Source organism: Microvirga yunnanensis (assembly GCF_025460875.1).
This window is the reverse complement of sequence record NZ_JAMXFI010000113.1, coordinates 1-25,856: the sequence shown is the minus strand read 5'-3', so window position 1 is coordinate 25,856 and position 25,856 is coordinate 1. Positions and strand designations below refer to the sequence as shown.

24 protein-coding genes, 2 tRNA genes and 1 pseudogene are annotated in these 25,856 nt (G+C 66.0%); 14 read left to right on the top strand and 13 right to left on the bottom strand.

Translation table 11 applies throughout. From position 1 onward, the window contains the following. From NF876_RS43940 to NF876_RS34225, 7 genes are all read right to left on the bottom strand, one after another. Window positions 1–157, bottom strand: a 157-nt coding sequence (locus tag NF876_RS43940) for a right-handed parallel beta-helix repeat-containing protein (protein ID WP_507237397.1), incomplete at its 3' end; no start/stop codon positions are given. 1,181 nt (window positions 158–1,338) lie between these two features. Continuing rightward, window positions 1,339–1,506, bottom strand: coding sequence for a YqaE/Pmp3 family membrane protein (locus NF876_RS34250; protein WP_114943178.1), 168 nt, complete (start codon window positions 1,504–1,506; stop codon window positions 1,339–1,341). Between the two features lie 99 nt (window positions 1,507–1,605). Further along, window positions 1,606–1,803, bottom strand: coding sequence for a hypothetical protein (locus tag NF876_RS34245; protein WP_262272588.1), 198 nt, complete (start codon window positions 1,801–1,803; stop codon window positions 1,606–1,608). A 52-nt stretch (window positions 1,804–1,855) separates the two neighbouring features. After that, the gene (gene iolB / locus NF876_RS34240) at window positions 1,856–2,659 is read right to left on the bottom strand and encodes a 5-deoxy-glucuronate isomerase (RefSeq protein ID WP_262272587.1); all 804 of its coding nucleotides are present in this window, start codon (window positions 2,657–2,659) and stop codon (window positions 1,856–1,858) included. An 11-nt stretch (window positions 2,660–2,670) separates the two neighbouring features. Continuing rightward, a complete protein-coding gene (iolE, locus tag NF876_RS34235) occupies window positions 2,671–3,555 on the bottom strand; it encodes a myo-inosose-2 dehydratase (RefSeq protein ID WP_262272586.1) in 885 nt (294 codons plus the stop codon). Window positions 3,556–3,576: 21 nt separating this feature from the next. Beyond that, window positions 3,577–5,424 (bottom strand): 3D-(3,5/4)-trihydroxycyclohexane-1,2-dione acylhydrolase (decyclizing), encoded by a 1,848-nt coding sequence (gene iolD / locus NF876_RS34230; protein WP_262272585.1) that lies wholly within the window; start codon window positions 5,422–5,424, stop codon window positions 3,577–3,579. Between the two features lie 90 nt (window positions 5,425–5,514). After that, complete coding sequence (locus NF876_RS34225; RefSeq protein ID WP_262272584.1) at window positions 5,515–7,428, bottom strand: bifunctional 5-dehydro-2-deoxygluconokinase/5-dehydro-2-deoxyphosphogluconate aldolase; 1,914 nt, start codon at window positions 7,426–7,428, stop codon at window positions 5,515–5,517. A 144-nt stretch (window positions 7,429–7,572) separates the two neighbouring features. On the opposite strand from NF876_RS34225, the gene iolG reads away from it, so the two are divergent. Continuing rightward, window positions 7,573–8,562, top strand: a complete 990-nt coding sequence (gene iolG, locus NF876_RS34220; RefSeq protein ID WP_262272583.1) for an inositol 2-dehydrogenase — start codon at window positions 7,573–7,575, stop codon at window positions 8,560–8,562. A gap of 54 nt (window positions 8,563–8,616) precedes the next feature. Here the strand turns inward: iolG and NF876_RS34215 are convergent, their stop codons facing one another. Further along, complete coding sequence (locus NF876_RS34215; protein WP_373371388.1) at window positions 8,617–9,480, bottom strand: MurR/RpiR family transcriptional regulator; 864 nt, start codon at window positions 9,478–9,480, stop codon at window positions 8,617–8,619. A 261-nt stretch (window positions 9,481–9,741) separates the two neighbouring features. On the opposite strand from NF876_RS34215, the gene NF876_RS34210 reads away from it, so the two are divergent. The 5 genes from NF876_RS34210 (at window position 9,742) to NF876_RS34190 (ending at window position 14,480) form a co-directional block, all read left to right on the top strand. Next, entirely contained in the window at window positions 9,742–10,683 is a 942-nt protein-coding gene (locus tag NF876_RS34210) for a sugar ABC transporter substrate-binding protein (RefSeq protein WP_262272582.1), read from the top strand. A gap of 73 nt (window positions 10,684–10,756) precedes the next feature. After that, the gene (locus NF876_RS34205; protein WP_262272581.1) at window positions 10,757–11,899 is read left to right on the top strand and encodes an ABC transporter permease; all 1,143 of its coding nucleotides are present in this window, start codon (window positions 10,757–10,759) and stop codon (window positions 11,897–11,899) included. Continuing rightward, entirely contained in the window at window positions 11,899–12,684 is a 786-nt protein-coding gene (locus NF876_RS34200; RefSeq protein ID WP_262272580.1) for an ATP-binding cassette domain-containing protein, read from the top strand. The genes NF876_RS34205 and NF876_RS34200 overlap by 1 nt, the downstream gene beginning before the upstream one ends. Window positions 12,685–12,887: 203 nt before the next feature. Continuing rightward, a complete protein-coding gene (locus NF876_RS34195; protein WP_262272579.1) occupies window positions 12,888–14,027 on the top strand; it encodes a Gfo/Idh/MocA family protein in 1,140 nt (379 codons plus the stop codon). Window positions 14,028–14,039: 12 nt separating this feature from the next. After that, window positions 14,040–14,480 carry an SRPBCC family protein gene (locus NF876_RS34190; protein WP_262272578.1) on the top strand — a complete coding sequence of 147 codons (441 nt, stop codon included), beginning with the start codon at window positions 14,040–14,042 and terminating at the stop codon, window positions 14,478–14,480. An 8-nt stretch (window positions 14,481–14,488) separates the two neighbouring features. Here the strand turns inward: NF876_RS34190 and recQ are convergent, their stop codons facing one another. Together recQ and NF876_RS34180 are read right to left on the bottom strand one after the other, a co-directional pair. Continuing rightward, entirely contained in the window at window positions 14,489–16,291 is a 1,803-nt protein-coding gene (gene recQ / locus NF876_RS34185; RefSeq protein ID WP_262272577.1) for a DNA helicase RecQ, read from the bottom strand. Beyond that, window positions 16,288–17,559, bottom strand: a complete 1,272-nt coding sequence (locus NF876_RS34180) for a BaiN/RdsA family NAD(P)/FAD-dependent oxidoreductase (protein ID WP_262272576.1) — start codon at window positions 17,557–17,559, stop codon at window positions 16,288–16,290. The genes recQ and NF876_RS34180 overlap by 4 nt, the downstream gene beginning before the upstream one ends. A 153-nt stretch (window positions 17,560–17,712) precedes the next feature. Here NF876_RS34180 and NF876_RS34175 point away from each other — a divergent pair, with 153 nt between their 5' ends. Together NF876_RS34175 and NF876_RS34170 are read left to right on the top strand one after the other, a co-directional pair. Then, on the top strand, window positions 17,713–18,177 hold the full coding sequence (locus tag NF876_RS34175; protein ID WP_262272575.1) for a CAP domain-containing protein: 465 nt from the start codon (window positions 17,713–17,715) through the stop codon (window positions 18,175–18,177). A 60-nt stretch (window positions 18,178–18,237) separates the two neighbouring features. Further along, window positions 18,238–20,016 carry an SLC13 family permease gene (locus NF876_RS34170; RefSeq protein ID WP_262272574.1) on the top strand — a complete coding sequence of 593 codons (1,779 nt, stop codon included), beginning with the start codon at window positions 18,238–18,240 and terminating at the stop codon, window positions 20,014–20,016. A gap of 5 nt (window positions 20,017–20,021) precedes the next feature. On the opposite strand, the gene NF876_RS34165 is transcribed toward NF876_RS34170, so the two are convergent. Next, on the bottom strand, window positions 20,022–20,360 hold the full coding sequence (locus tag NF876_RS34165; RefSeq protein WP_262272573.1) for a hypothetical protein: 339 nt from the start codon (window positions 20,358–20,360) through the stop codon (window positions 20,022–20,024). Between the two features lie 129 nt (window positions 20,361–20,489). Here NF876_RS34165 and NF876_RS34160 point away from each other — a divergent pair, with 129 nt between their 5' ends. Both NF876_RS34160 and NF876_RS34155 read left to right on the top strand, forming a co-directional pair. After that, window positions 20,490–21,245: a hypothetical protein gene (locus NF876_RS34160; RefSeq protein ID WP_262272572.1), complete on the top strand. Its 756-nt coding sequence runs from the start codon at window positions 20,490–20,492 to the stop codon at window positions 21,243–21,245. A gap of 70 nt (window positions 21,246–21,315) precedes the next feature. Then, window positions 21,316–22,275, top strand: coding sequence for a DMT family transporter (locus tag NF876_RS34155; RefSeq protein ID WP_262272571.1), 960 nt, complete (start codon window positions 21,316–21,318; stop codon window positions 22,273–22,275). On the opposite strand, the gene NF876_RS34150 is transcribed toward NF876_RS34155, so the two are convergent. After that, window positions 22,244–23,212 (bottom strand): hypothetical protein, encoded by a 969-nt coding sequence (locus tag NF876_RS34150; RefSeq protein WP_262272570.1) that lies wholly within the window; start codon window positions 23,210–23,212, stop codon window positions 22,244–22,246. The two genes, NF876_RS34155 and NF876_RS34150, sit on opposite strands and share 32 nt — an antisense overlap. 255 nt (window positions 23,213–23,467) lie before the next feature. Here NF876_RS34150 and ribA point away from each other — a divergent pair, with 255 nt between their 5' ends. The 4 genes from ribA (at window position 23,468) to NF876_RS34130 (ending at window position 25,706) form a co-directional block, all read left to right on the top strand. Further along, window positions 23,468–24,580, top strand: a complete 1,113-nt coding sequence (gene ribA / locus NF876_RS34145) for a GTP cyclohydrolase II RibA (protein WP_262272569.1) — start codon at window positions 23,468–23,470, stop codon at window positions 24,578–24,580. A 138-nt stretch (window positions 24,581–24,718) separates the two neighbouring features. Then, complete coding sequence (locus NF876_RS34140) at window positions 24,719–25,396, top strand: CYTH domain-containing protein (RefSeq protein WP_262272568.1); 678 nt, start codon at window positions 24,719–24,721, stop codon at window positions 25,394–25,396. A 146-nt stretch (window positions 25,397–25,542) separates the two neighbouring features. After that, a tRNA-Ile gene (locus NF876_RS34135) sits at window positions 25,543–25,618 on the top strand. A gap of 3 nt (window positions 25,619–25,621) precedes the next feature. Further along, a tRNA-Leu gene (locus NF876_RS34130) sits at window positions 25,622–25,706 on the top strand. 21 nt (window positions 25,707–25,727) lie between these two features. On the opposite strand, the pseudogene NF876_RS43885 reads toward NF876_RS34130, so the two are convergent. After that, window positions 25,728–25,856 (bottom strand): annotated as a pseudogene (locus tag NF876_RS43885) (IS481 family transposase); the annotation flags it as partial.

Sequence of the window (25,856 nt, the reverse complement as noted above, 5' to 3'; positions counted from 1 at the left end):
GCTGGATGCCGGTGGCAAGCTTGTAGACGCCGCCGCGCAGGTAGATGGTGTCGCCCGGCTTGGCGAGCTTGTGCGCGTACTCGAGAGAAGCAAACGGCTGCGCAGTCGTGCCGGCGCCGCTGTTCGATCCGGTCGTGGACACATAATAAATCGTCATCTCTGAATTTCCCCTTGTCATTCAGGATTGTTCAAGCGGATGGAATAGTATTAATTTACTAAACTCGATGCTGATGCTTGTTTATGATCCGCGCGGGAGACATTATCTGAGAATGTGTCCTGTTTATGTCCTATGTAATATTATTATGAAAATGACTTCGTCTGCCAAGATACTGACAAACATGCGGCAGTATTCTGCCGGCCTGCGGCGGTGAGGATCGTCGTGTCCATGTTGGAGACGGGCAAAGGTGGCGAGGGCTGTCGAGGGCTTGCCTTACCGCACTCACAATGCACGGACCTCATCCCGGTACTGCGCACGGCGCTTGTGAGAGCCGAACCGCTTATACCATTGTCGTCGGCAAGTCATGAAAACCCATGCTTCCCGACAGAATCGCGCAGCCCGGTCTCAAGGTCCGGTTCGACTGCCAGGCTCGTTTTCTCCATGCTCATAAGGCTTGAACGGAATAGATTTCTTGAGCGGTCGCTCAGTCGAGTCCTGCGGGGATGGTAGCTCTTCTCGAACTTGTCCTTGAGCCGGTTCTCCCGAGCGCTGAACGTGGGTCGGTTGATCTTGCCACCACCCGGCCGGAAGGTACTTGAGATCCCGTGCCGGGGAAGCGATTTGCTTCGATATGTGCTGTCGATTTTGACCTTGCCTGCTGAACCGCTTCAGTTCAACAGCGAGAGCCTCGCCGAGGGAACGGCTAAACCACATAGGGACGCAGGGCAATTCCGGTGCCTCGCCCTCTGAAGGCGAAGGTGAGGCGGTCCGATCATGACGGGCGCGCCATTCCATCTGCAGGAGATCAGCGCCCCGATCTGTCCTGCGCCCGAGTGAGATTGTCAGCATGCGGCTCCGGTTCGCGGACAACGGTTGGATTGCTGCCGGCACACGAAGACCTCTCGCGGCCACCGGCGCCCCCGCGCGAGCCGCGTGATTTTTCCGACAGGTCGATCATGACCTGCTTTCCGGAGATGGGGTCGAGAACAGTCATCGATCGTCTTTCAAGCCTGCGTCCGGCTATGCCGCATCCACGGTAGGAAAACGGCCTCGCGCCCGGTCCGTTCAGGCTGGCCGACGATCATGTGCGCTGGAGCACGAGGGGGCGAGCGGCCGCGTCACGCCGGAGCAAGGGCTTCGCGAGAGATGACGGCACTTCACTGCGGACGCCGCTGCACCTTTCAATGCGCGCGGCGCGCGATGATCCAGACCGCATGGACGATGCCTGGAATATAGCCCAGGATCGTCAGGAGAATGTTGAGCCAGAACTGACCGCCCAGGCCGACGGTGAAGAACACGCCGACAGGGGGCAACAGGATCGCCAGAAGGATGCGCAGAAGGTTTGCCATGGGGTCGCGATGAGAGGTGAAGCCATGGAGAGAACGGCACCGTGGCCGTTCCGTTCCGGGGCTGATCGCCGTGATGCGATCACGAATGCATCAATACGGTCAGCGATCCCATTTGATGCTGAGAGCGCTGGCGACGAGCCGGTCGATGAGAACCGGCGCATCGGACGCCATGCGCTCGATTCCCGTCACGGCTTGGCGGGTCATGCGCCCGTTCAGAAATGCGTAATCCATCACGATCGCGCTGACGAGCGCGATCACGGTCTTGAAGGCGCGCGAGGCGAGATCGGACCAGGACATGAGGCCTCTCAAGGAATATTCGCCCGCCTCATGCCTGAAAGGTCAAGCAGGATCAAGCTTTCGCCAGCATCCACTCGTGGTCGGGATCGTTGTGGAACTTCCAGACCCGCTTCGGACCCGCCATCACGTTCAGATAATAGAGCTCATAGCCGTGCGGCGCGCCCACCGGGTGATACCCCCTGGGCACCAGCACCACGTCGCCGTTGCCGGCGGCCAGCGTCTCGTCGAGAGAGCGGTCGTCGGTGTAGACCCGCTGGAGCGCAAAGCCGGACGGCGGATTGAGACGATGGTAATAGGTCTCTTCCAGCAGCGACTCGGCCGGAAGCATGTCCCGGTCGTGCTTGTGCGGCGGGTAGCTCGACCAATGGCCCGAGGGCGTGATGACTTCGACCACGAGCAGGCTCTCCGCGGCTTCCGTCTCCGGCAGGATGTTACGCACGTGGCGCGTGTTCGTGCCCTGGCCGCGCGTCTCCTGGCCGACCTCGTCGGGGCGGATCACGCGAGCCGGAAGCTTGCCCTCGGCGGGTGCCGTGCAGACGGCGATCTCGCAGTCGGTCTGCGCCTCGAGCGACCACTCGGAGCGGGCCGGCGCGTAGAGCGACCACGGGTCCGGCTCAAACGGCGACGTGCGTCCGCCGATCATGCCGAAATCCCGTCCCGAGGCCGCCACCCGGGCCTTGCCCGACAGGAGCACGATGCAGGCCTCCCGGTCCCCTGTCGCCTCGCGGAGGCTCTGGCCGGCTCTCAGCTGGTAAACTTCGAAGCCCACATAGGTCCAGCCGGCAGAGTCCGGCGTAATGGCGTGGATGCGCCCCTGGGAATCGGGCTTCGACGGTTTGACGAGAAGATTCGCCATCGCTTTCTTCCTTATCGCAGGCCGGCTTCCTTGAGGAACCGGGTCAGATTGGCATAGCCCATCTTGGCATAGGTCAGCGGATGCGCCTTCTTCGGATCCTGCTCCGCCTCGATCACCACCCAGCCGCTGTAGCCCGGCAATTCCTTGAACACGGAAACGAAATCCACCATGCCGTCGCCCGGTACGGTGTAGACGCCTTCGATGACGGAATCGAGGAAGCTCCAGCCCCGCGCCTGCGACGTCTTCATCACGTCCTTGCGGACGTCCTTCGTGTGCACATGGCTGATGCGGCTGCGATAGCGACGGGCGAGCGCGGCCGGATCCGCGCCGCCCCAGGTGGCATGGCCCGTGTCGAGCAGGAGGTGCACGGCCTCGCCCGTGGAACGCATGAAGGCGTCGATGTCGGCCTCCGATTCCACGATCGTGCCCATGTGATGGTGATAGACGACGCGCACGCCCTCCTTCAGGGTTCGCTCGGCAACCTCCGTGATACGGCGCCCGAACTCGGCCCAATCGCCGTCCTGCATGACCGGGCGCTGTGACAGGGGCTTTGAGCGGTCGCCATGGATAGCGTTGGAGGTCTCGGCGAAGACGAGCACGTTCGAGCCCATGCTCTTGAGAAGATCCAGGTGGGGGCGCAGCGCCTTCATCTCCGCTTCGGCGTCGCGCGTCAGCAGCTCGGCCGAATACCAGCCCGACACACAGGCGAGGCCGAAGGGCGCCAGCGCCTTCTTGAGCGCTTCCGGCGCGCGGGGAAACTTGTTGCCGAGCTCCATACCCTCGAACCCGGCCTCCTTGGCTTCTGCCAGGCACACCTCCAGGGGCGTCTCGCCGCCGAGTTCCGGCATGTCGTCATTGGACCAGCCGATGGGATTGGCCCCGATACGGATCGTCATGTTCGTCTTCCTCTGTCCTGATCAATCGCCCACGCGCTGCGTGGCGAGAGCCTTTTCATAATCCCTGCGGGCTTTGTTGACCTGCTCGCGCACCGACACTTCCGGCACCGCCACGTCCCACCAATGGCCGCCGGCGTCGGTCGAAGCGAGGGGATCGGTGTCGATGACGATGACGGTGCTGCGGTCCGCGCTGCGCGCCTTCTTGAGCGCATCCTCCAGCTCGCCGATGCCCTTCACCTTGACGGATCGCGCGCCGAGCCCAGCCGCGTGGGCGGCAAAGTCGATCTCGGGCAGAGTCACGTGGTTGGTGTGCTGCAGCAGGTTGTTGAAGCTCTCTCCGCCGGTGGCGCGCTGCAGGCGGTTGATGCATCCGTAACCGCGATTGTCGAGCAGAACGACGGTGAGCTTATGCCCCAGCATGACGGAGGTGGCGAGCTCCGAATTCATCATGAGGTAGGAACCGTCGCCCACCATCACGATCACCTCGCGGGAGGGATCCGCCATCTTGACGCCGAGCCCGCCTGCGATCTCGTAGCCCATGCAGGAATAGCCGTATTCCATATGGTAGCCCAGCGCCGCGCTCGCCTTCCAGTGCTTGTGCAGCTCGCCAGGCAGGCCGCCGGCCGCGCAAACTACCACGTCGGTCGGCGATGAGGCGCGCTGCACCGCGCCGATCACCTGCGCGTCCGACGGAAGCTCCACGTTGGTCGGGTCCGTGTAGCGGGCCGCGGCATCGAACCAGCGGGCCTTCTCGTCGCGGGCTTTGACCGCCTGATCTTCCGGCGCCTTCCAGTCGCCAAGCGCGCGGCTCAATTCCTCGAGCCCGACGCGCGCGTCGGCAACGAGCGGAGCCGCATTGTGCTTGGTCGCGTCGAAGGCCTGTACGTTGAGGCCCACGATCCGCCGCTTCGGGTTTCTGAACAGGGCCCATGAGCCCGTGGTGAAGTCCTGCAGGCGCGTGCCCACCGCGATCACCACGTCGGCGTCTTCGGCGAAGGCATTGGCGGCGCCCGTCCCGGTCACGCCGATGGCGCCGAGATTGGCCGGGTGGTCGTGAGGCAGGCTCGACTTGCCGGCCTGCGTCTCACCCACCGCAAGACCGTGTTTTTGCGCGAAATCCGCCAGGGCGCTCTCGGCGCCCGAATAGAGAACGCCGCCGCCCGCCACGATGAAGGGCTTCCTGGACTTGCAGATAAGGTCGGCCGCCTGGGCGAGCTCCGTCTCGTCGGGACGGATCCGGCGCGGCGTCCAGATCTTCTCCGCGAAGAAGCTCTCCGGGTAGTCGTAGGCCTCGGCCTGCGTGTCCTGGCAGAGGGCAAGCGTCGCCGGGCCGCATTCGGCCGGATCCGTGAGGACCGACATGGCGCGCTGGAGCGCGGGAATGATCTGCTCAGGGCGGGTGATGCGGTCGAAATAGCGGGAGACCGGCCGGAAGCAGTCGTTTGCCGAGATCGTGCCGTCGGCAAAGCTCTCGATCTGCTGCAGCACCGGATCCGGCCTGCCGTTGGCGAAAACGTCGCCCGGGAGGAGCAGCACCGGCAGGCGGTTCACATGGGCGACGGCGGCGGCCGTCACCATGTTGGTGGCGCCGGGCCCGATGGACGTGGTGCAGGCCATCATGCGCCGCCGCCGCGAGGCCTTGGCGAAGGCGATGGCCGCATGCGCCATGCCCTGCTCGTTATGGGCCCGGTAGGTCGGGAGCTGGTCGCGCACCCCGTGCAGGGCTTCGCCCATGCCCGCCACGTTGCCGTGTCCGAAGATGGCCCAGACACCGCCGAAGAGCGGCAGGATCTCTCCGTCGATCTCCGTCTTCTGGGCGGTCAGGAAGCGGGCGACGGCTTGCGCCATGGTCAGGCGGATCGTGCTCATACGTGTACCTCTCGAATGGCGTCGCAAGGTGTTCAGGTTTTCGCGTTCATGGGAAGAGGACGGAGCCTTCCACGGGCTTCATCCTTGGTATTAGGCGGCTTTCGCCTGGCCCGAGACGCGCTGCCACGCGTCGACGAGGCGCTGGAAGCGGGAGGCCATGTCGCTGACGGCGGCTTCATCCGAGATCTCGCCCCTGAGCCACCGCCGGGCCGCATCGTTGAAGATGGTGCGGCCGACCGCAAAGCCCTTCACCTGCGGCTCCTTGGCGGCGGCCGCGAAGGCGGCTTCCAATTCGCTCTCGGGCGCCTCGAGGCCAAGCAGCACGATCCCGCGGCAATAGGGGTCGTTGCGGGTGATGACCGCCCCGATGGCATGCCAGGCGGCTTCGTCCCGCTGCGGTTCGAGCTTCCACCAGTCGGGCCTGATGCCGAGATCGTAGAGCCGCTGCAGGATGCCCGCCACCGTTTCGGTCTGAAGCAGCCCATGCTTGCCCGCGATGATTTCGACCAGCAGTTCCCGACCGATGCGACGCGCTGCATCGTACAGGCGCAGCAGATCGCGCTCCTGGCGCTCCTTCAGCTCCGGCGGATCGTCCGGGTGGTAGAAGCACAGGCATTTGATGGTGTGTCCGACCGGCCATTCCACGAGCCTGGCGCCGAGCGAGCCGCCGCCCTCGAAGTCGAGGGGGCGCGAGCCCGGCAGCTCCACCGGCCTTCCGATCCAGAACGGGTGATCGGCGGCGCGAAACAGCGCCTCGCGGCCATAGGTCCCGTCGATCAGCATGCCGAAGCCGGAGCGCCCGTCGGCCACCCGGGCCGCCGCCTCGACGGCGAGCACCTTGAAGTCGGGAATGCGCTCGACCGGCGCGCCGATCTCCTTCGCCATCGCCTCCAGCTGCATGCGATGGTCGATGGCAAGCGCCATGAGCGTATCGGCTTGAGGCCGGCGCGTCGTCGCCCAATGGATGTGGTTGATGTCCTGGTCGAAGCGCAGGGCCCTGTGGGGGCTCCCGGTCTTCAGGAAGTGCTGCAGCTCCGGGAATGTCGGGATCTCGGGCGAGCAGAGCAGGCGCGACACCGCGAAGGCGCCGCTCGCATTGGCATAGGCGCAGCACGTCTCGAGCGGCTCGCCCTTCAGCCAGCCGCGCAGGAACCCCGACAGGAAGGCGTCGCCGGCACCGAGCACGTTATAGACCTCGACCGGGAAGCCGGGCCCCTTCACGCCGTCGTCGAGGGAGGCCGGAATGTCTCCCGGGAACACCACGCAGCCCATGGGGCCGCGCTTGCACACGATGGTGGCCTTCGAGATGGCCCGGATGGCCCGGATGGCGGACAGCGTGTCCTCGGACCCGCCCGCGATGTGCAGTTCCTCTTCAGTGCCGACCACGAGATCGCAATCGGCGAGGATCGGCGTCAGGTGCTCGGTCACCGCATCGGAGCGCACGTAGCGGGATTCTCCCGCGCCATGACCGAGGAGGCCCCAGAGGTTGGGCCGGTAATCCACGTCGAACACCACCTTGCGGCCGTTCGCCTTGGCGATCCGGATCGCCTTCTTCTGCGCGGCGGCGGTCGTCTCCCGCGAGAAGTGCGTGCCTGTCACGACGATGGCGGCCGCCGAGGCGACGAAGCCCTCGTCGATGTCATCCTCGTTGAGCGCCATGTCGGCGCAGTTGTCGCGATAGAAGATCAGGGGAAAGGAGTCCTGATCGCGGACGCCCAGGATCACGAGGGCGGTCAGCCGCTCCCTGTCTGTGACGATGCCGGCCGTGGTGACGCCTTCGCGCTCCATCTGTTCGCGGATGAAGCCACCCATGGCCTCGTCGCCGACCCGGGTGATCAGGCCCGACTTCAGCCCGAGCCGGGCCGCCCCGATGGCGATGTTCGCCGGACATCCGCCGACAGCCTTGGAGAAGGAAGCCATGTCCTCCAGCCGTCCACCCACCTGCTGGCCGTAGAGATCGACCGAAGCGCGACCAATGGTGATCACATCCAGGCCCGGCTTCATGCTGTTCCTCCCGCTTCCGGTCTTGTAAACCGTGTGAGAGCCTCGTTCGGCTCTTGCCGTTATAGAATGTTTATTCTATTAGCACCTTATGCTGGAATATCAATTCCAAATTCTCCGTAAGCCGGCAAAGGATCAGGGGGAAACATGATCAGAATCGCCGTATTGGGCGCTGGCCGCATCGGCCGCATTCACGGGCGCAACGCCGCCAGCCATCCCGGCGCCCGTCTCGTGGCGGTGGCCGACCCGCATGCGCCCGCCGCGCAGGATCTGGCGGCCTCCACCGGAGCCGAGGTTGCGTCGCTCGACACGGTCGTCGAGCGTTCCGACGTGGACGCGATCCTGGTCTGCACGCCGACCACCACTCATGCCGACCTGATCGAGCGGGGCGCGCGCGCCGGCAAGGCGGTATTCTGCGAGAAGCCGGTCGATCTGTCGAGCGCGCGCATCGAGGCGTGTCTCGCCACGGTCGAGAAGGCCGGCACGCCGCTGATGATCGGCTTCAACCGACGCTTCGACCCGAATTTCGCATCGCTGCGCCGTCGTCTCGCCGACGGCGAAGTGGGCGAGGTGGAACTGGTCACGATCCTCTCCCGCGATCCCGGCCCGCCACCGGTGAGCTACATCGCAACCTCCGGCGGCCTGTTCCGGGACATGATGATCCACGATCTCGACATGGCCCGGTTCCTGCTGCTGGGCGACGAGCCGGTGGAGGTCCATGCGGTCGGCTCGTCCCTCGTCGATCCGGCGATCGGCCAGGCGGGCGACGTCGACACCGCCGCCGTCATGCTGAAGACCGCCAAGGGCCGGATCGTGCAGATCTCCAATTCCCGCCGCGCCACCTACGGCTACGACCAGCGCATCGAGGTTCATGGGTCCAAGGGCATGATCCGTGCCGGCAACATCCACCGCACCACGGTCGAGGTGGCGAATGCGTCGGGCATCACCGCCGATCCGGTGCAGGACTTCTTCCTGGAGCGCTACGCCGAAGCCTATCGGGACGAACTCGCCACGTTCCTGAACGCGATCCGCAACGGCAAGCCGTGTGACCCCACCGGCCGGGACGGTCTCATGGCCCAGCGCCTGGCCGATGCCGCGACGGAGTCGGCGCAGAGCGGAAAACCGGTCCGGTTGTAAACGGCAAGGGCGCTGCGGCGCCCTTTCTCATATCGCGCGGGAGGCGAGAGCCTTTCAGCTCTCCGCCCGCTTCTCCGCCGTGCCGACGGCGAGCGCCATGGCCAGGGCGAACGAGGCGGAGAGCGACCGGAAGGCGCCGAAATCCGCTTCCGCGACTTCGAGCCAGACATCGGCATTCGTCACCAGCGGGCTGAAGGCCGAATCGGTGATCGCGACCACCGGCACGTCGCGCTGCGCGGCCGCCGCCGCGAGATCGGCCGTGACTGGCGCATAGGGCGTGAAGCTGATCGCCAGAACGGCGTCACGCTTGGTCGCGATGGCGAGCTGCTCGGGTCCGAGCTGTCCGACATGGTCGATGAGGATGGCCCGGATGCCGAGCTTTCCGAAGGCATAGGCGCAATAGGCGATGACCGGGAACACCCGCCGGGCGCCGAGAAGGTAGACGGTATCGGCCTTTGCCAGGGTCTCGATGGCGCGGGCCAGCTCCTCGGGGCGCACGGAGGCCCGCATCCGCTCCAGGGAAACGGCCGCCGCACTGGTGAAACCGTCGAGCAGGGATATCGCATGAACATGATGCCCATCGGCATCGCGCAGGCTGCGGAGCCGCTCGCGATAATCCGGAAACCGCTCCCGCAGACGGTCCCGGAAGATCTGCTGCAGATGGGAGAAGCCGTCGTAGCCGAGGCTCTTGGCGAAGCGCACCAGGGTGGAGGGCTGCACACCGGCATGCTCGGCGATGCCCGCGACCGTTCCAAACGCCATGTCCTCCGGGTGCTCGAGGGCGAAGGCGGCAATCTGCTTCAGGCGCTTCGGCATCGCCTCGCGGCGACTGAGCAGGAGCACGCGAAGGCCGTCATAATCGTCCGGCGTTTCCGCCACCGCCGCTTCCGCGCTGCCCATGCTGTCCTCGGTTCCCATCGCAGGCCTCTCGACGCCAGATCGGCCTTGACCCGATCCTACAAAAATGGAATAAAAATTCCAATATAGAAACAAAAAAGGTTCTGACGTTCCGTTTCGGCGGACGATCGGATCGGCAGAGGGAACGCTGTGCGGACGGTGATTCGCCCTTCGGCTCATTTGTTTTCTCTCTGCCCGCCAAGGCAAGCGGCAAGGCCGCGGCGATTGCCGCAGCGCACAGGCGTTGCGGCGTTCGCGGGAGAACCATCTGGGAGGAAGAGCATGAAATCCATCATCACCGGTCTGGCTGCCGCGGCAGCCCTGACCTTTGCGGCCGCCGCCCCGGTTGCGGCGCAGCAGAACACTCGCATCATCGTCGTCAGCCACGGTCAGGCCAACGATCCGTTCTGGTCGGTGGTCAAGAACGGCGTGGCGGCCGGCGGCCAGGACATGAAGGTCCAGGTCGATTACCGGGCGCCCGAGACCTTCGACATGGTCGCCATGGCCCAGCTCATCGACGCGGCCGTCAACCAGAAGCCCGCCGGCCTCATCGTGTCGATCCCCGATGCCTCGGCGCTCGGCCCGTCGATCCAGAAGGCGGTCGCGGCCGGCATTCCGGTGATCTCCATGAATTCGGGCTCCGACGTCTCGAAGAAGCTCGGCGCGCAGCTCCATGTGGGCCAGGACGAAGTCGAGGCCGGACGCATCGCCGGCGCCAAGCTCAAGGAGATGGGCGGCAAGGTCGGCCTGTGCGTGAACCAGGAGGTCGGCAACGTGTCGCTCGACCTGCGCTGCAAGGGCTTCACGGAGGGCTTCGGCGGCAAGGTGACGGTCCTGCCGGTCACGAACGATCCGGCCGATGTCCGCGCCAAGGTGAAGGCTGCAATCTCGGCCGACGCCTCGGTCGACACGGTCCTGGCGCTCGGCGCCGGCACCGCGGGCGAGCCCTCGGTCGCGGCCGTCAAGGAAGCCGGCAAGACCGGCGCCATCCGGGTCGCCACGTTCGACATGTCGGCCGGGTTCCTCAAGTCCGTGGCGGCCGGCGAAGCGGTCTTCGCCATCGACCAGCAGCAATACCTGCAGGGCTACCTGCCCGTGGTGTTCCTGGCCAACTACGCCAAGTATGGCCTCATGCCCGGCGGCAACGTGCCGTCCGGCCCGAACCTGATCACCAAGGAAAAGGCCAGCCAGGTGATCGACCTGTCCGCCAAGGGCATTCGCTAAAGCAATTCTTCGGAGCCCGCGGCCATGCCGGTCGCGGGCTCCTCTGTTTCATGGATTCGATTGGGAGGCGCTCATGGTCAACACCACTCAGCCGACCGCTGATCTCGCACCGGCAAAGGCCGTCAAGACGATTCAGGACGAGCGTCTGCGGGAAGTCTCCCTCCTCACCAAGATCATGCGGCGGCCCGAACTCGGCGCCCTGGCCGGCCTCGTTCTGGTGACGATCTTCTTCCTCTCCACGGCCGACGCCTCGATGTTCACCCTCGCGGGAATCATGAACATTCTCTCGCCGGCCGCGCAGCTCGGCATCCTGGCGATCGCGGCGGCCCTCCTGATGATCGGCGGCGAGTTCGATCTTTCCATCGGCTCCATGGTGGCCTTCACCGGCCTCGTCTTCGGCGCCTTCATCACGCTCAGCGGCTGGCCGTTGCTGCTCGCCATCGCGGCGACCCTCGCCGTGGCGGCGGTGCTCGGCGGCCTGAACGGCCAGATGGTGATCCGCACGAGGCTGCCCTCCTTCATCGTCACGCTCGCCTTCCTGTTCATCCTGCGCGGTCTCTCGCTCGTCGGATTGAAATGGGCGACCGGCGGGTCGACGCAGATGCGCGGCATCGGCGACCAGGCGGGAGAGGGGCTCGTCCGCGAGCTCTTCTCGGGGGTTGCCTTCGAAGGGGTGTTCTCCTGGCTCGCGGCGCACGACGTCATCGCCAAGTTCCCGAACGGGACGCCGACCGTCACGGGCGTGCCGATCTCCATCGTCTGGTTCGTTCTCTTCGCCCTGACGGCCACCTGGCTTCTGCTGCGCACACGGGCCGGCAACTGGATCTTCGCGGCCGGCGGCGATGCGAACGCGGCGCGCAATTCCGGCGTGCCGGTGGACCGGGTGAAGACAGGCCTGTTCATGCTCACCGCCTGCGCGGCCGCGCTGGTCGCCATTCTCACTGTGCTCGACGCGGGCTCGACCGATGCACGGCGCGGCTTCCAGAAGGAGTTCGAGGCCATCATCGCGGCGGTCATCGGGGGATGCTTGCTCACCGGCGGCTACGGCTCGGCCATCGGGGCCTTCTTCGGCGCCATCATCTTCGGCATGGTCTCCATCGGCCTCACCTATACACGGTTCGATTCCGACTGGTTCCAGGTCTTCCTGGGGGCCATGCTGCTGCTCGCCGTGCTGTTCAACAACTTCATCCGGCGCAAAGTGACGGGAGAACGCTGATGGACAAGGACGCTCCGCTTATCGACATCCGCAACCTCGTCAAGCATTTCGGCTCGGTGATCGCGTTGTCGGGCGTGTCGCTCACGGTCCGGCGCGGCGAGGTCATGTGCCTGCTCGGCGACAACGGCGCCGGCAAGTCGACGCTGATCAAGACCCTCGCGGGCGTGCACAGGCCGACGTCGGGCGAGTTCTTCGTCGAAGGGCAGCCGGTCGCCTTCGCCAGCCCGCGCGATGCCCTCGATGCGGGGATCGCGACGGTCTACCAGGATCTCGCGATGATCCCGCTCATGTCGGTCACGCGCAACTTCTTCATGGGCCGCGAGCCGGTGAAGGGCATATGGCCGTTCCGCAACGTGGATTTCGACCATTGCGACGAGGTCACGCGGGAAGAGATGCACAAGATCGGCATCGACGTGCGCGATCCCCATCAGGCCGTCGGCACCCTGTCGGGCGGCGAGCGCCAATGCGTGGCGATCGCCCGGGCGGTCTATTTCGGCGCCAAGGTGCTGATCCTCGACGAGCCGACCTCGGCGCTGGGCGTGGCGCAGACATCCATGGTGCTGAAATACATCCATCAGGTGCGCCAGAAGGGCCTCGGCGTGATCTTCATCACGCACAATGTGCGCCACGCCTATGCGGTCGGCGACGGCTTCACCGTGCTCAATCGCGGCAAGACCCTGGGAACGTACAGGAAGTCCGAGATCCAGATCGACGAGCTCCAGAACCTCATGGCCGGCGGAAAGGAGCTGCAGGCGGTATCGGAGGAACTGGGCGGGATGGTCTGACAGCAGGGGCTGCCTTGTCGGCGATGCACAGGCCTCGGATGTCATGGCCGGGCCTGTCCCGGCCATCGCGATGCTGGAATGCGATGTGCTTCATGCGCCCGAGATCGCCGGCACGAGGCCGAGGATGACAAAGGAAGTGAGCGTCCGGCCAGGTCCACTGGATGCGGATCGCGTTTTGTTCGTGAAATCGAGGAGCGCAACGGATGACGGCACTCGGGATCGGTCTCATCGGCACAGGCTACATGGGCAAGTGTCACGCACTCGCCTGGAACGCCGTTGCGGCGGTCTTCGGCGACGTCGAACGGCCCCGCCTCGCGGTCCTGGCGGAGGCCACGCCGGAGCTCGCTGAACGGAAGGCACGCGAGCTGGGGTTCGCGCGCGCCACAGGCGATTGGCGATCGCTCATCGCGGATCCGGCCGTCGACGTGGTGTCGATCACCACGCCCAACGCCTTCCATCCCGAGATGGCGATCGCCGCCCTGGAGGCGGGCAAGCATGTCTGGTGCGAGAAGCCCATGGCCACGCGCCTGCCCGATGCGGACAGGATGCTGGCGGCTGCCCGCGCGTCCGGCAAGGTCGCTGCTCTCGGCTACAACTACATCCAAAATCCCATCGTCCGCCTGATCGGCCGTCTGATCGACGAGGGCCGGATCGGCGATGTCAACCACGTGCGCATCGAGATGGACGAGGACTTCATGGCCGATCCGGGGGAGCTCTTCTATTGGAAGAGCGAGGCGGGCTCGGGCCACGGCGCCCTCGACGACTTCGGCGTCCACGCGCTCAGCCTGATCTGGTCCCTCTTCGGCGGCGTGCGCCGCGTCTGCGGCCATATGGCGAAGCCTTACGCCGATCGTCCGCTGAAGGATGGAGGGCGCCGGGCTGTGGAGACCTACGACATCGCCACCACCCTGATCGAGCTCGACAATGGCGCCTCCGGGGTGATCGCGCTCAACCGCTCCGCTTGGGGCCGCAAGGGACGCATCTTCGTGCAGCTCTTCGGCTCGAAGGGCACCGTCGTGTACGATCAGGAGCGGATGAACGAGGTGCAGCTCTATACGGTCGATGGAGCCAAGGAGACGCAGGGCTTTCGCACCATCCTGACCTCCCCGCATCACCCGCCTTATGATAGATTCATTCCCGCGCCGGGACATGGGCTCGGCTTCAACGACCTGAAGATCGTGGAGTGCCGGGAACTCGTGCGCCGCATCGCCGGAGAGGCCGCGCATCTGATCACGTTCGAGGAGGGCGTTCGCATCGAGCGGGTCGTCGATGCGATCGCGCGAAGCGCCCATTCCGGCATGTGGGTGGATGTTCCGGCCGGTGGAGACAGGCAAGCCGCTTGAGGAGGTTCGACCATGAAAGTCGGAACAACCGCGGATCGGATCGTCATCGAATACGACATCCGGCAGGCGCCGCAAAGGATCTGGGCGGCGCTGACCGCGCCGGACGCGATCGCATCCTGGTGGGGCGACCATGTGAATCTGGACGCGAAGGCCGGCGGGGCCTTTCGTGAGGAATGGACCGACGAAACCGGGCGACGGGTGGTCACCACCGGCACCGTGAGCCGGTTCGAGCCGCCGGAGTTCCTCGAATTGTCCTGGGCCGACGAGGACTGGCCCCAGCCCACCCAGGTGTCCATGGTTCTCGATCCGGTCGCCGAGACGAAAACGCTTCTTCGCCTGGAGCATCGCGGATGGTCGGTGGTTCCGGCCGATAGAAGGCAGCGGCTGATCGAACAGCATGCGGCCGGCTGGCATCATCACCTGCGGGACCTCGAGGCCTATCTCGGTCGCTGAGCCGCCGCTCAGGCCGCGTGCGCCTTCAGGACTTCCAGAAAGGCGTCCGCATAGCGGTCGAGCTTGGCCTGGCCCACGCCGTGGATCTCGCCGAAGGCGCGCACGGTGGTCGGCCGCTTGACCGCCATGTCGATCAGGCTGCGATCGGAGAAGATCACGTAGGCCGGCACGCCTTCTTCCTTGGCAAGCCGCGTGCGCAGCCCCTTCAGGTCGAGCAGCAGCGGATCGTCGGTCGGCACCACGGATTCCGCTTCCATCCGGGAGCGCCTGCGGCGGCGCTCGGCGGGCTTCATCAGCACGTCGGAGCGCAGCTCGATCCGCTCCTGCCCCTTGAGAACGGCCACGCCTTTGTCCGTCAGCGTCCAGCGTCCGTACTCCGCCAGCTCCAGCCCCACGAGGCCGGCCGCATAGATCTGGCGCAGGAGCGAGCGCCATTCGGTCTTCGAGCGGTCGTTGCCGACCCCGAACGTCTTCAGCTTGTCGTGCCCGAAGCGGCGGATCGAATCCGTCTCCTCGCCCACGAGGATGCTGATGAGATGCTCCGTGCCGAAGCGCTCGCCGGTGCGCACGATGGCCGACAGGATCTTCTGGGCCTCGATGGTGCCGTCGAAGGACATGACGCCGTCGATGCACAGGTCGCAATTGCCGCAAGGTTCGGTGCTCTCGCCGAAATAGGCGAGCAGCGTCTGGCGGCGGCAGCGCGGCGCCTCGCACAGGGCGACGAGCGCGTTGAGCCGCTGGCGCTCGACGCGCTTCTGCTCGTCCGCGGCATCGCTCTCCTCGATCTGCAGGCGGCGCAGGCGCATGTCGTCGAGGCCGTAGAGGGTGAGGGTGTCGGCCGGCGCACCGTCGCGCCCGGCGCGGCCGATCTCCTGATAATAGGCTTCGATCGATTTCGGCAGGGCCGCATGGGCGACGAAGCGCACGTCGGGCTTGTCGATGCCCATGCCGAAGGCCACGGTGGCGACCATCACCACGCCGTCCTCCTGCAGGAAGATGTCCTGGTTCTTGGCCCGGTCTCCTTGGGGCATGCCGGCATGGTAGGGCAGAGCGCGATAGCCGGCCTGGCTGAGCGAGTCCGCCAGCTTTTCCGTGGCGTCGCGGGACGAGCAATAGACGATGCCGCTCTCGTGCCGGTGCTTGTCGAGGAAGGAGAAGAGCTGGCGCTTCGAATGCTCCTTCGCCTGCATGGCGAGGCGCAAGTTCGGCCGGTCGAAGCCGTGGATGAAGAGGCGCGGCTTCTCCTCGAACAGGCGATGCATGATGTCGTTGCGCGTCGCCACGTCGGCGGTCGCGGTGAGCGCGATGGTCTGCACGTTGCCCAGGCGCTGGCGCACCTCGCCCAGCATGGCGTATTCCGGCCGGAAATCATGCCCCCATTGCGAGACGCAATGGGCTTCGTCGATGGCGAGCAGGTTGACGCCGGCGCGCCCCAGCCACTCGGTGGTACCGGTATTCGCCAGCCGCTCCGGCGACGCGTAGAGAACCCGCATGCGGCCGTCCCGCACCGCGTCGACCACGCGGCGGTTCTCGGCCGGGTCGTTGGCGGAGTTGAGGCTGCCCGCCTCGATGCCGAAATGACGCAACGCCGCTACCTGGTCGCGCATGAGGGCGATGAGCGGGGAGACCACCAGGGTCAAGCCCTCGCGGGCGAGGGTCGGCAGCTGGTAGCAGAGGGACTTGCCGGCTCCGGTCGGCATGATGGCCAGAACATCCTCGCCGGCCAGCACGGCGCGCACGATCTCCTCCTGTCCTTCGCGGAAGGAGGGGAAGCCGAAAACGTCGTGGAGAATCTTGGCGGGATCGATCACGTCTGCCCTGTGGCCGAGGAGAGGCCTCCCGTCAATGCGGCATCGGGGATCCCCAGCCGGATCAGCGCCCCTCGCGCGGCCGCGATGCCGGTCGCAAAGGTCGCCTGGAGCAGGTAGCCGCCGGTGGGCGCCTCCCAGTCCAGCATCTCGCCGGCCACGAAGACGTCGGGCATCCGCCGCAGCATCAGATGCTCGTCGACCTCGTCGAAGGGGATGCCGCCGGCGGTGGAGATCGCCCGGTCGAGGGGTTTCGTTCCCGTCAGTGTCAGGGGCACCGCCTTGATCAGGCGGGCCAGCGCACGGGGCTCGGTCGGGAGGGACGGCGAGGCCTCCCGGAGCAGCGCGATCCCGACGGGGCCGAGACCCGCGGCCTTGCGCAGGAAGGTGGACGTGGATTGGCCCTTGCGCGGAGCCTCGAGGCGCTTTGCCAGAGCGTCCTCGGTCAGGTCGGGTCGCAGATCGAGGTGGAGCGTGGCTTGGCCCGTCCGCTCGATGGCATCACGGAGACGGGCCGAGAGGGCGTAGACCGCTCCGCCTTCAATCCCATCCGCCGTGACGACGGCTTCGCCCTTCACGGTCGTCCCCTCGAAGATCAGGGCGATTCGCTTCAGGGGCGCGCCGGCGAATCGGCCACGCATGAGGTCGGACCAGGCAAGGAGAAAACCCATATTGGCGGGACGCAGGGCCGAGATGGTGACTCCATGCCGGGTAAGGAACTCCGCCCATGTCCCGTCGGAGCCGAGCCGGGGCCAGCTCGCGCCGCCCAGTGCCAGGATTGTGGCGGCCGGCCTGATCCGAACCGCCTGTCCGGCCGCCTCGGTGAAGACCAGACGGCCGTCCTCGTCCCAGCCCTGCCAGCGGTGACGCAGGGCAAAGCGGACGCCAAGGCTCTCGAGGCGCGACAGCCAGGCGCGCAGAAGGGGCGAGGCCTTGAAAGCCCTCGGGAAGACGCGTCCGCTGGAACCCACGAAGGTGTCCTGTCCCAGGCTCTCGCACCAGGCCCGCAGATCCTCCGGGCGAAAGGCCTCGATCGTCGGGAGCAGTCGCGGCTGGGCCTCGGCGTAGCGGGTGACGAAACGTTCGAACGCCTCCGAATGGGTCAGGTTCAAGCCGCCCCGGCCGGCCATGAGCAGCTTGCGGCCAGCCGACGGCATCTGGTCGTAGACCGTGGCGGCGATCCCCGCATGTCCCAGCACCTCCGCGGCGATCAGTCCGGCGGGGCCGCCGCCGATGACGGCGACTTCGGGAGAGGAGGGGCTCGAGGGCATGCGGTCAGCTGACGCGGGAGAGGGAGGAATCTGGACGCTGGCCGTTCAACATGGCATGCAGCGTCATCGGGTTCATGGCTCCTGCACATGAATGCCACAGGCACTTTTTGCAAGGGGAGCGGCGCCTCAACGCCGCCCGAAGGGGATATTTAGATGCGTGCACTCATCATCTCGGGCCTCGTCGCCCTGGGACTGGCCGGCTGCGCGGGCGATTGGGCTCTCACCCCCAAGGATGCCGTTCTGGCGAGCTCGACGAGCGACGCTGCGGAAGCGGCCCGGCTGATCTCGGCCTATCGCGTCTCGAAGGGCTTGAGCCCGGTGACGGTGGACTCGACCCTGAACAAGGCCGCCGAGCACCAGGCGCGGGCCGTCGCGGCGGCGGGCCGGCTCAGCCATGGCAGCTTCGCCAGCCGCATGGACGAATACGGCGTCATCGGCTACTCGGCCGAAAATCTCTCGGCCGGTTCGGATTCGGTCGATGGCGCCATCGGGCGCTGGAAGGCCTCGCCCGGCCACAACAGCAACCTCCTGATGCCTCAGGCTCGAAAGATCGGGCTCGCCCGCGCCGACGCGAACAATCGTTACGGGCGCTATTGGGCCCTCGTGCTCGGTCAATAATGAAGGCACCAACGCTGGCCTGAAGCGTTAGGATCTCAGTTCCTCTCCTTCGCGCTTCGCATGACCCACCAACAAATGCTCTCCTTCGCCATCGTCGCCGGGATGATGGCGCTCTTCGTCTGGGGTCGCTTTCGCTACGATCTCGTCGCCGTCCTGTCGCTGCTGGTGGCCGTGCTCGTCGGCATCGTGCCGGCCGACAAGGCGTTCGAGGGCTTCAGCGACGACATCGTGATCATCGTGGCGAGCGCGCTTCTGGTCAGCGCAGCAGTGGCCAAGTCCGGGATCCTGGAAGCCGGCTTGAATCGGGTCGGACCTTATTTGCGCACCACGCAGATCCAGGTCGTCGTCCTGGTGGCCGTGGTGACGGTCCTGTCCGCTTTCGTGAAGAATATCGGCGCGCTGGCGATGATGATTCCCGTCGCCTTCCAGATCGCCCGGCGCACGAACACGCCGCCTTCGAGCTTCCTCATGCCGATGGCCTTCGGCTCCCTTCTCGGCGGCATCGTCACCCTGGTCGGCACTTCGCCCAACATCATCGTGTCGCGGGTCAGGCAGGAACTCCTGGGCGAGCCGTTCGGCATGTTCGACTTCACGCCCGTCGGTGTCGGCATCGCGCTGGCCGGCGTCGTCTTCCTGGCCTTCGGCTATCGGCTCCTGCCGCAGGGACGCAAGGGGGCCGCCTCCCTCGATGCGGCGCTCGACATCAAGGACTACATCACCGAAGCCCGCGTCACGTCCGAGTCCGAGGTGATCGGCCAGACCGTGGCGGACCTGCACAGGCTCGCCAACGGCGAAGTGAAGGTCGCGGCGATCATCCGCAACGAGACCCGCAGCTCCAGCCCGCTCCCCGATGCGGCCATCCGCGAGAACGACCTGCTCATGCTCGAAGGCGAGCCGGATGCTCTCGAGAGCGCCGTCTCCCGGGCCGGGCTGAAGCTCAGCCGGGAGCACCGTCAGCCCGAGATGGAAGAGGCGCAGGACGAGATTGGCGTGATCGAGGCGATCGTCGGCCCGAATTCCGCCCTGGCCGGCGCCTCGGCGGAGAAGATGGGCCTCTACGAGCGCTTCGGCGTCAACCTCATCGCGGTCAGTCGCAGCGGCCAGCGGTTCAAGGAGCGGCTGCGCACCATCACCCTGTGGTCCGGCGACGTCATTGTCCTCCAGGGCAATCTCAGGCGGCTGCCGGAGACCCTGCGCGAGCTCGGCTGCCTGCCCCTCGCGGAACGCGAGATCCGCCTCGGCAGCGCGCGCCGCAGCCTCCTGCCGGCCGCGATCCTGGCCGGCACCATGTTGCTTGTCGCCTTCAACATCCTGCCGGTGGCCGTCGCCTTCTTCGGGGCGGGCGTCCTCCTCGTCCTGTTCGGATCCCTGACCCTGCGTGAGGCCTACGATACGATCGAATGGCCGATCATCGTCATGCTCGGTGCGCTCATTCCCGTCAGCGAATCGATCCGCACGACGGGCGGCACGGATCTCATCGCAGGTTGGCTCTCGACGGCCGCTCACATGCTGCCGCCGACCGGGGCGCTCGTGCTCATCATGGTGGCGGCCATGGCGGTGACGCCGTTCCTCAACAACGCCGCCACCGTGCTGGTGATGGCACCCATCGCGGCGAGCTTCGCCAGCCAGCTCGGCTTCAAGCCCGATGCGTTTCTCATGGCGGTCGCCATCGGGGCAGCCTGCGACTTCCTCACCCCCATCGGCCACCAGTGCAACACTCTGGTCATGGGGCCGGGAGGGTATCGCTTCGGGGATTACTGGCGGCTCGGACTGCCTCTGTCGATCCTGGTGGTCGTCATCGGCGTCCCGCTGATCATGCTGGTCTGGCCGCTGCGGTAAACCCGTCAGCGAAAGATCGCCGTCAGGAGCAGGGTGGTGCCCGCCACGGAGGACGAGAGCGCGACGATCATGGCCCAGATGTGGAGCCGGTCGCGCTCCTCCTGGTTGAGCAGGGGCCGGTAGCGCGAATCCGATCGACCGAAGATGAAACTCGTATTGCGCGCCGGCCGGGGATCGTGCGGCAGCACGCAGAAGCTCGACCGCACCGTCTGATGGCGGACGCTGTAGGACGGGTCACGGGAGAGCGGCGGGGTCATGGCAGGACGCAGCATGGTGCAGATGATGACCGGGAGGTTGGCTCCAAAGCCGTGAAGGAGTGGTAAAGGCCGCCGGGTGTTGTCCATCGTCGTAAACCGAATCTTGATCGCCGGTTGATCTTCCCTGTGGATGGTCCGCTCCAATCAGGGCTGTCGTTTCTTTTTTCATGATGTTATGGTGATATTATATCGTTACGTTAACCCAAGGGGCAAATCATGATCAGGGCTGTCACAGGCCTCGGCGCGCTTGCGATGATGTCCATCCTGGCCGCCTGCAATCAGACGGGGGCCGGATCGATCGCCCTGGGAGCCGCCACGGGGCTGGATCCGACCGGCCTGTCCGGAACCGCCGTGAGCCTGGTCCAGAGCGCTCAGCCCGAGCGGGATCCTGATCCTCAGAGCATCGACTTCAGCCGGTTCGCGTCGCGCCTGTCCGACGTGGCGGCCGGCAACACGGCACGACCCAACTATCTCGGCGAGATCGACCGCCAGTCGAGCCTGATGATGGCCAGGCATGCGGCCGGCATGGCCAGCACGGTTGCATCGGCGGCAATCGGCGGGGCCATGACCGGCGGCGTCGGTCTGGCGGCCGCCGCTCCGTCCCTCGCCATGCAGGCTGCGGCCGCCGGCATGACGTCGAGCCAGCTGGCCGCCGCCAGAGGTCAGGCGAGTGCCAGCATCGCGCAGGCGGAGGCCCAGCGGGCGTCCCAGCAGCTCGTTCCCGATGCGGATCGCCCGGCGGAGGCGCGGGCGGTTCTGTCCATCCTCGCTGGCGCAGGCGCGTCCAGCGCGACGTGGCAGAACCCTGCGACCGGCGCGTCCGGCAGGGTGAGCCTGAAACCGACGAACAGGAAGGCGTTCGGCGAGCTCGATTGTCGCCTGATCCGCCGCGAATTGCGGAGCGGCGGGACGGCGCGGTCGGGCGAGATGCTCGCATGCCGCAGCAATGGGGAATGGTACGACCTCTCCTGATCACAGAAAACGGGTCGCCTCGCGGTCCGCTTCGTGTCAGGTCTGGTCCACGAAATCCGGAACCGACCCGATGCCGCAGGCTGCCATCCATAAAACCATGACCGCGTCCGATTGGGCGCTCTTGACGGTCCTTTCGGTCGTCTGGGGCGGGTCATTTCTCTTCGTGGGTGTGGCTGTCCGGGAGTTGCCGCCCCTGACCATCGTGGCGCTGCGGGTGCTGACCGCCGCGGGGGCGCTGCTGCTCGTCCTCAGGCTCATGGGCGTCGATCTGCCTCGGACCCGCCAGGTCTGGGCCGCCTTTCTCGGCATGTCGATCCTCAACAACGTCATTCCCTTCACCCTGATCGCCTGGGGACAAAGCCATATCGCCAGCGGCCTGGCGTCCGTTCTCAACGCAACCACGCCGCTCTTCACGGTGATCGTGGCGCATTTTCTGACGGCCGACGAGCGGCTCACGGGCCAGCGGCTCGCGGGCGTGATCGTGGGCTTCATCGGGGTTGCGGTGATGATCGGGTCGGCGGCCGCCGCGTCGCTCGATGCGGGCATCCTCGCGCAACTCGCCGTGCTGGGAGCGGCCCTGTCCTATGGCTTCTCCGGGGTGTTCGGTCGCCGTTTCAAGACGATGGGCATCCCGCCTCTCGCGACGGCTGCCGGTCAGGTCATGGTCTCGAGCGCGATTCTCCTGCCTGCCGCCCTGATCGTCGAGCAACCCTGGACACTGGCGGTGCCCAGCACCGCCGCCATGCTGTCCCTGGCGGCCCTTGGTCTGGTCTCGACGGCCTTCGCCTATCTGATCTTCTTCCGCCTGCTCGCGCGGGCCGGCGCCACGAATGTAGGTCTCGTGACGTTCCTGATTCCGGTCAGTGCGATCCTGTTCGGGGTCTCGGTCCTCGGCGAGACCCTGATGGTGCGGCATGTGGCCGGCATGGTGCTGATCGGCGCAGGCCTCGTCCTGATCGACGGCAGGGTCCTTTCAGCCATCAGCGCGCGACTCGCCGTCAGGGAGCCGGCGTCGCGCGGAAACGGTTGAACATCATGTCGGGCGCGCTGGTGTTGTGCCGCGACGGCACCAGGCGGCCCATCCAGGCGTCGGTCGCCTTGGCGTCGCGGAAATTCATGATCGGCTCCTCGCGCCAGGACCGTGCCCCGGCCTCGCGGACGGCAATGCGGGCCACGTCTGCGTTGAACTCGGTCACGTACATGGAGCGAAGGCCCGCGAAGGGCAGGCCGGCGATTGCCTGATCGAACGACACGTCGAGGGTCATGCGCTCTTCGTTGAGGGCCTTGACCGCGACGATCGCCTTGCCGCCCTTCGCCAGGGTCAGCGTGAACGTCATGGTCTTCGGGTCGACGGCGACATCCTTCAGGTTCACCACGGGGCGCTGGTCGAATTCCACCGGGCCGACCAGGAAGGAGGAGCCGTAGGAGGTCCAGTCCAGATGCTCGGGCGGGAGCGGCTTGATGCGCCAGTAGCCGTCCCCAGGATAGATCACGAGCACCTCGACCGCCTTGTTGCCCCGCTTCTTCAGCAGCTGAAGGAGATGGATCTTGGGCGTGACCTTGTCGCCGATCGTCACCGTGACGTCGCTCGGGCGCCAGAACTCCGTAAACGATAGGCCCATGATTCGCAGATCGGCGTCCTCATAGAGGGTCGCCATGGTCGGATGAGGCTTGGCCGAGGTCTGTTCGGAGATGTCCTCGCAGGCGGTCCAGTCCGGCTCCCAGCGATCCTGGCGCAGGGACCCCATATAGGCCGGATGCACGGCCTCGATCTGGAAATGCTTCACCTCCGGGGCGGCGAAATTGATCGCCACATTGTCCTTTTCCGCGCAAAGGACCGGCTCGCTGGTATTGGTCACGGTCACGGCCAATCCGTCGAGGGTGGCGGCACCCGTCGCGGAGGCGAAACCGATGAGGCCGAGGGCGACGAGCCGGGGCAGGAACGAGGACATGGGCAACGAGGACATGGGCAAGGATCTTTGCGGAAGCTGAAGCGGAGGGACGCGCCAGAGATAGCGCGCACGGACTATGCCGTCGAGCCAAGAGACATTTGCAGGCGAGCCTGTTGATCCGGCATGGCAGCCATCGCATCTATGCGATTAGGGATCGGGGGTGGCCTGTGGTAGGGTGGCGATCATCCTGAAGCCTGGCTTCAGAGGCCGTCTGGCCATCAAGACCCACAACCTGCCAGATCCGAGGCCGTTTTTCTCGAGTTTTCGACCATGCGCCTGACCTTGAGCCTGTCCGCCAATCCCGCCACGACCTCGGTCGAGCGGGCGATCATGGAGTTCCGCAGCGCCCGCCCGGTGGTGATCGACGGGGCGGAGGGCAGCGTGCTCGTGGCTGGCGTCGAGGACCTGGACGAGGCGATGTGCGTCGAGATCGAGGCGGTGGCCGGCGGCCACGCCCATCTCGTCCTGCCGGCGGCGCGGCTTCGCCGCCTCGGCCTTGAGCGTGAGGTTTCCGGCCGGGTGGCTCTGCCCGTGGTCGATCGGAGGCGCGTGGAGGCTCTGGCGCTCAGGGTCGATGGCCGCATCGACGCACCGGTTCGGCCCGCCGACGGGCTGGACGGAGAGGCGCTGGAACTCGCCCGCCTGTCTCTCGTCCTGCCGGCCGTGATCGTGGTGCCGCTGGCGAAGGGCATCGAGATCGCCCCGTCGCTCGTGCGCGTGTCCGGCGAGGCCATCCGGAGTTATCGCCGTGCCACGGCGGCCGAGTTGAAGATCGTCAGCCGGGCGCCGGTGCCGCTCGAAGGGGCGCCGACCAGCGAATTCGTGGTGTTCCGCGGTGGCGAGGGCCTGCGCGATCAGGTGGCGATCGTCGTCGGCAAACCGGATGTCGCGAAGCCCGTGACCGTGCGGCTGCACTCGGCCTGCCTCACGGGCGACCTCTTCGGCAGCCTGAAATGCGATTGCGGCGACCAGCTGCGCGAGACGGTGCGCTTCATGGCCTCGGGCGAGGGCGGCATCCTGCTCTATCTCGATCAGGAGGGTCGCGGGAACGGCATTGCCAACAAGATCCGGGCCTACAAGCTCCAGTCGCAGGGCTACGACACTTATGATGCCGACGAGATGCTGGGCTTCGAGGCCGACCAGCGCCGCTTCGATTTCGCCGCCGTGATGCTCAAGGAACTGGGCGTCGCCAAGGTCCGCCTCATGACCAACAACCCAGACAAGATCGCAGCGCTGACCAAGGCCGGACTCGAGGTCATCTCGGACCATCGGGTGCTGGGCCGTCCCACGGCCGAGAACGTCAGCTACCTGGCCGCCAAGCGCGACCGCGCCGGGCACTATATCGATCTCGAGGGCATGCTGGCCTGCTCGAACAGTATTTGAAGCTGCCGCGCCCATGGTGTGCGGCGATTGAGCGCCTGCCCGGGAGAGATTGTCCAAGTCCCTTCCCTGGCTCCTCCTTAAGCCCTAGCTTGAGAGGAACTGGCTTGACCCGCAGCACCTTCGTGGACGGCTGAACCGATGAGTACCACTCGTGTCTTTCTGCTCGCCTCTTCCCTGGCTCGATTGATCGAGAGGGAGAGAGGAGGTCAGCTCGTCCGACGAGGCTACTTCCCGGAAGGACCAAGCCGCAGCACCCATGTCCAGCTGGAAGGCGAAGCAGGGCACCTCGTCCTGGTCTCCCCTCATCCCACCGGGATGCACGAGGATCTGACTGCGATCTCCCGTCTGCAGGCCGAGGCTCTGCTCGAGTTGGCCGCCGGACAGGTCGAACTCCAGAATGTCAGCTTGGACATCGGCTCCCACATCGCCGCCGTCCATCGCTTCATCAGTCCGGGGCCGCTCGACCTGATCACCATCGTGTTCAAGCACGACAAGGCAGCGCGAAAGTTCCAGCCTCCGGCCTGGTTCGGGCCCGAGGTCACCAGTGATCCCAACTATCAAACCCGCGCCATCGCTCTGGCCGGTCTGCCATCCCCTGCAGTGATAGAGGTCACGGACGCAGCCCTCCACAGCCTGCTCGATATCTTGGGTGACCACGCACGCGAGCCCCAGCCGCATCCATCCCCGGCGGCGCGTGCGCCCGAGGCTTCTGAGCCGGCTCTGGATCCTGGGGCCGAACAGGAATTTGATAGGCTCAACATCGAGGACAGCGTGATCCGGGACCTTGCCCGCGCCTTGCAGCCACAGGGACGCTGATCCTGTCCGCAAGCCGGTTGAGGGGCGTCGGGGAGGATTTCTGCCTGGACGCCTGAGGAGACACCATTGGCTGCTTGATCAGCCTGGATACCTGTGTCACGGGATGCACAGGGCAACCGCCTGAAATGGGCGGGTGGCAGAGGGTGGGGCCTGTAGCTCAATGGTTAGAGCCGGCCGCTCATAACGGTCTGGTTGGGGGTTCAAGTCCCTCCAGGCCCACCACGTGCGGGCGTGGCGGAATTGGTAGACGCACTGGATTTAGGTTCCAGCGGCGCAAGCTGTGGGGGTTCGAGTCCCTCCGCCCGCACCAATAACCCTTTGCGTGACGTTGATTGTCTGGATGCGAGACCTCCTTGGCGTGAGCGACAACCTGGAGGGCTGGTGGCAAAGCGTCTGAATCGGGTGGCTTGTAGCGTCGGTTGGCCAGCTTCGGCTCGGCGGCCAGGCGGCTGTGCACGAC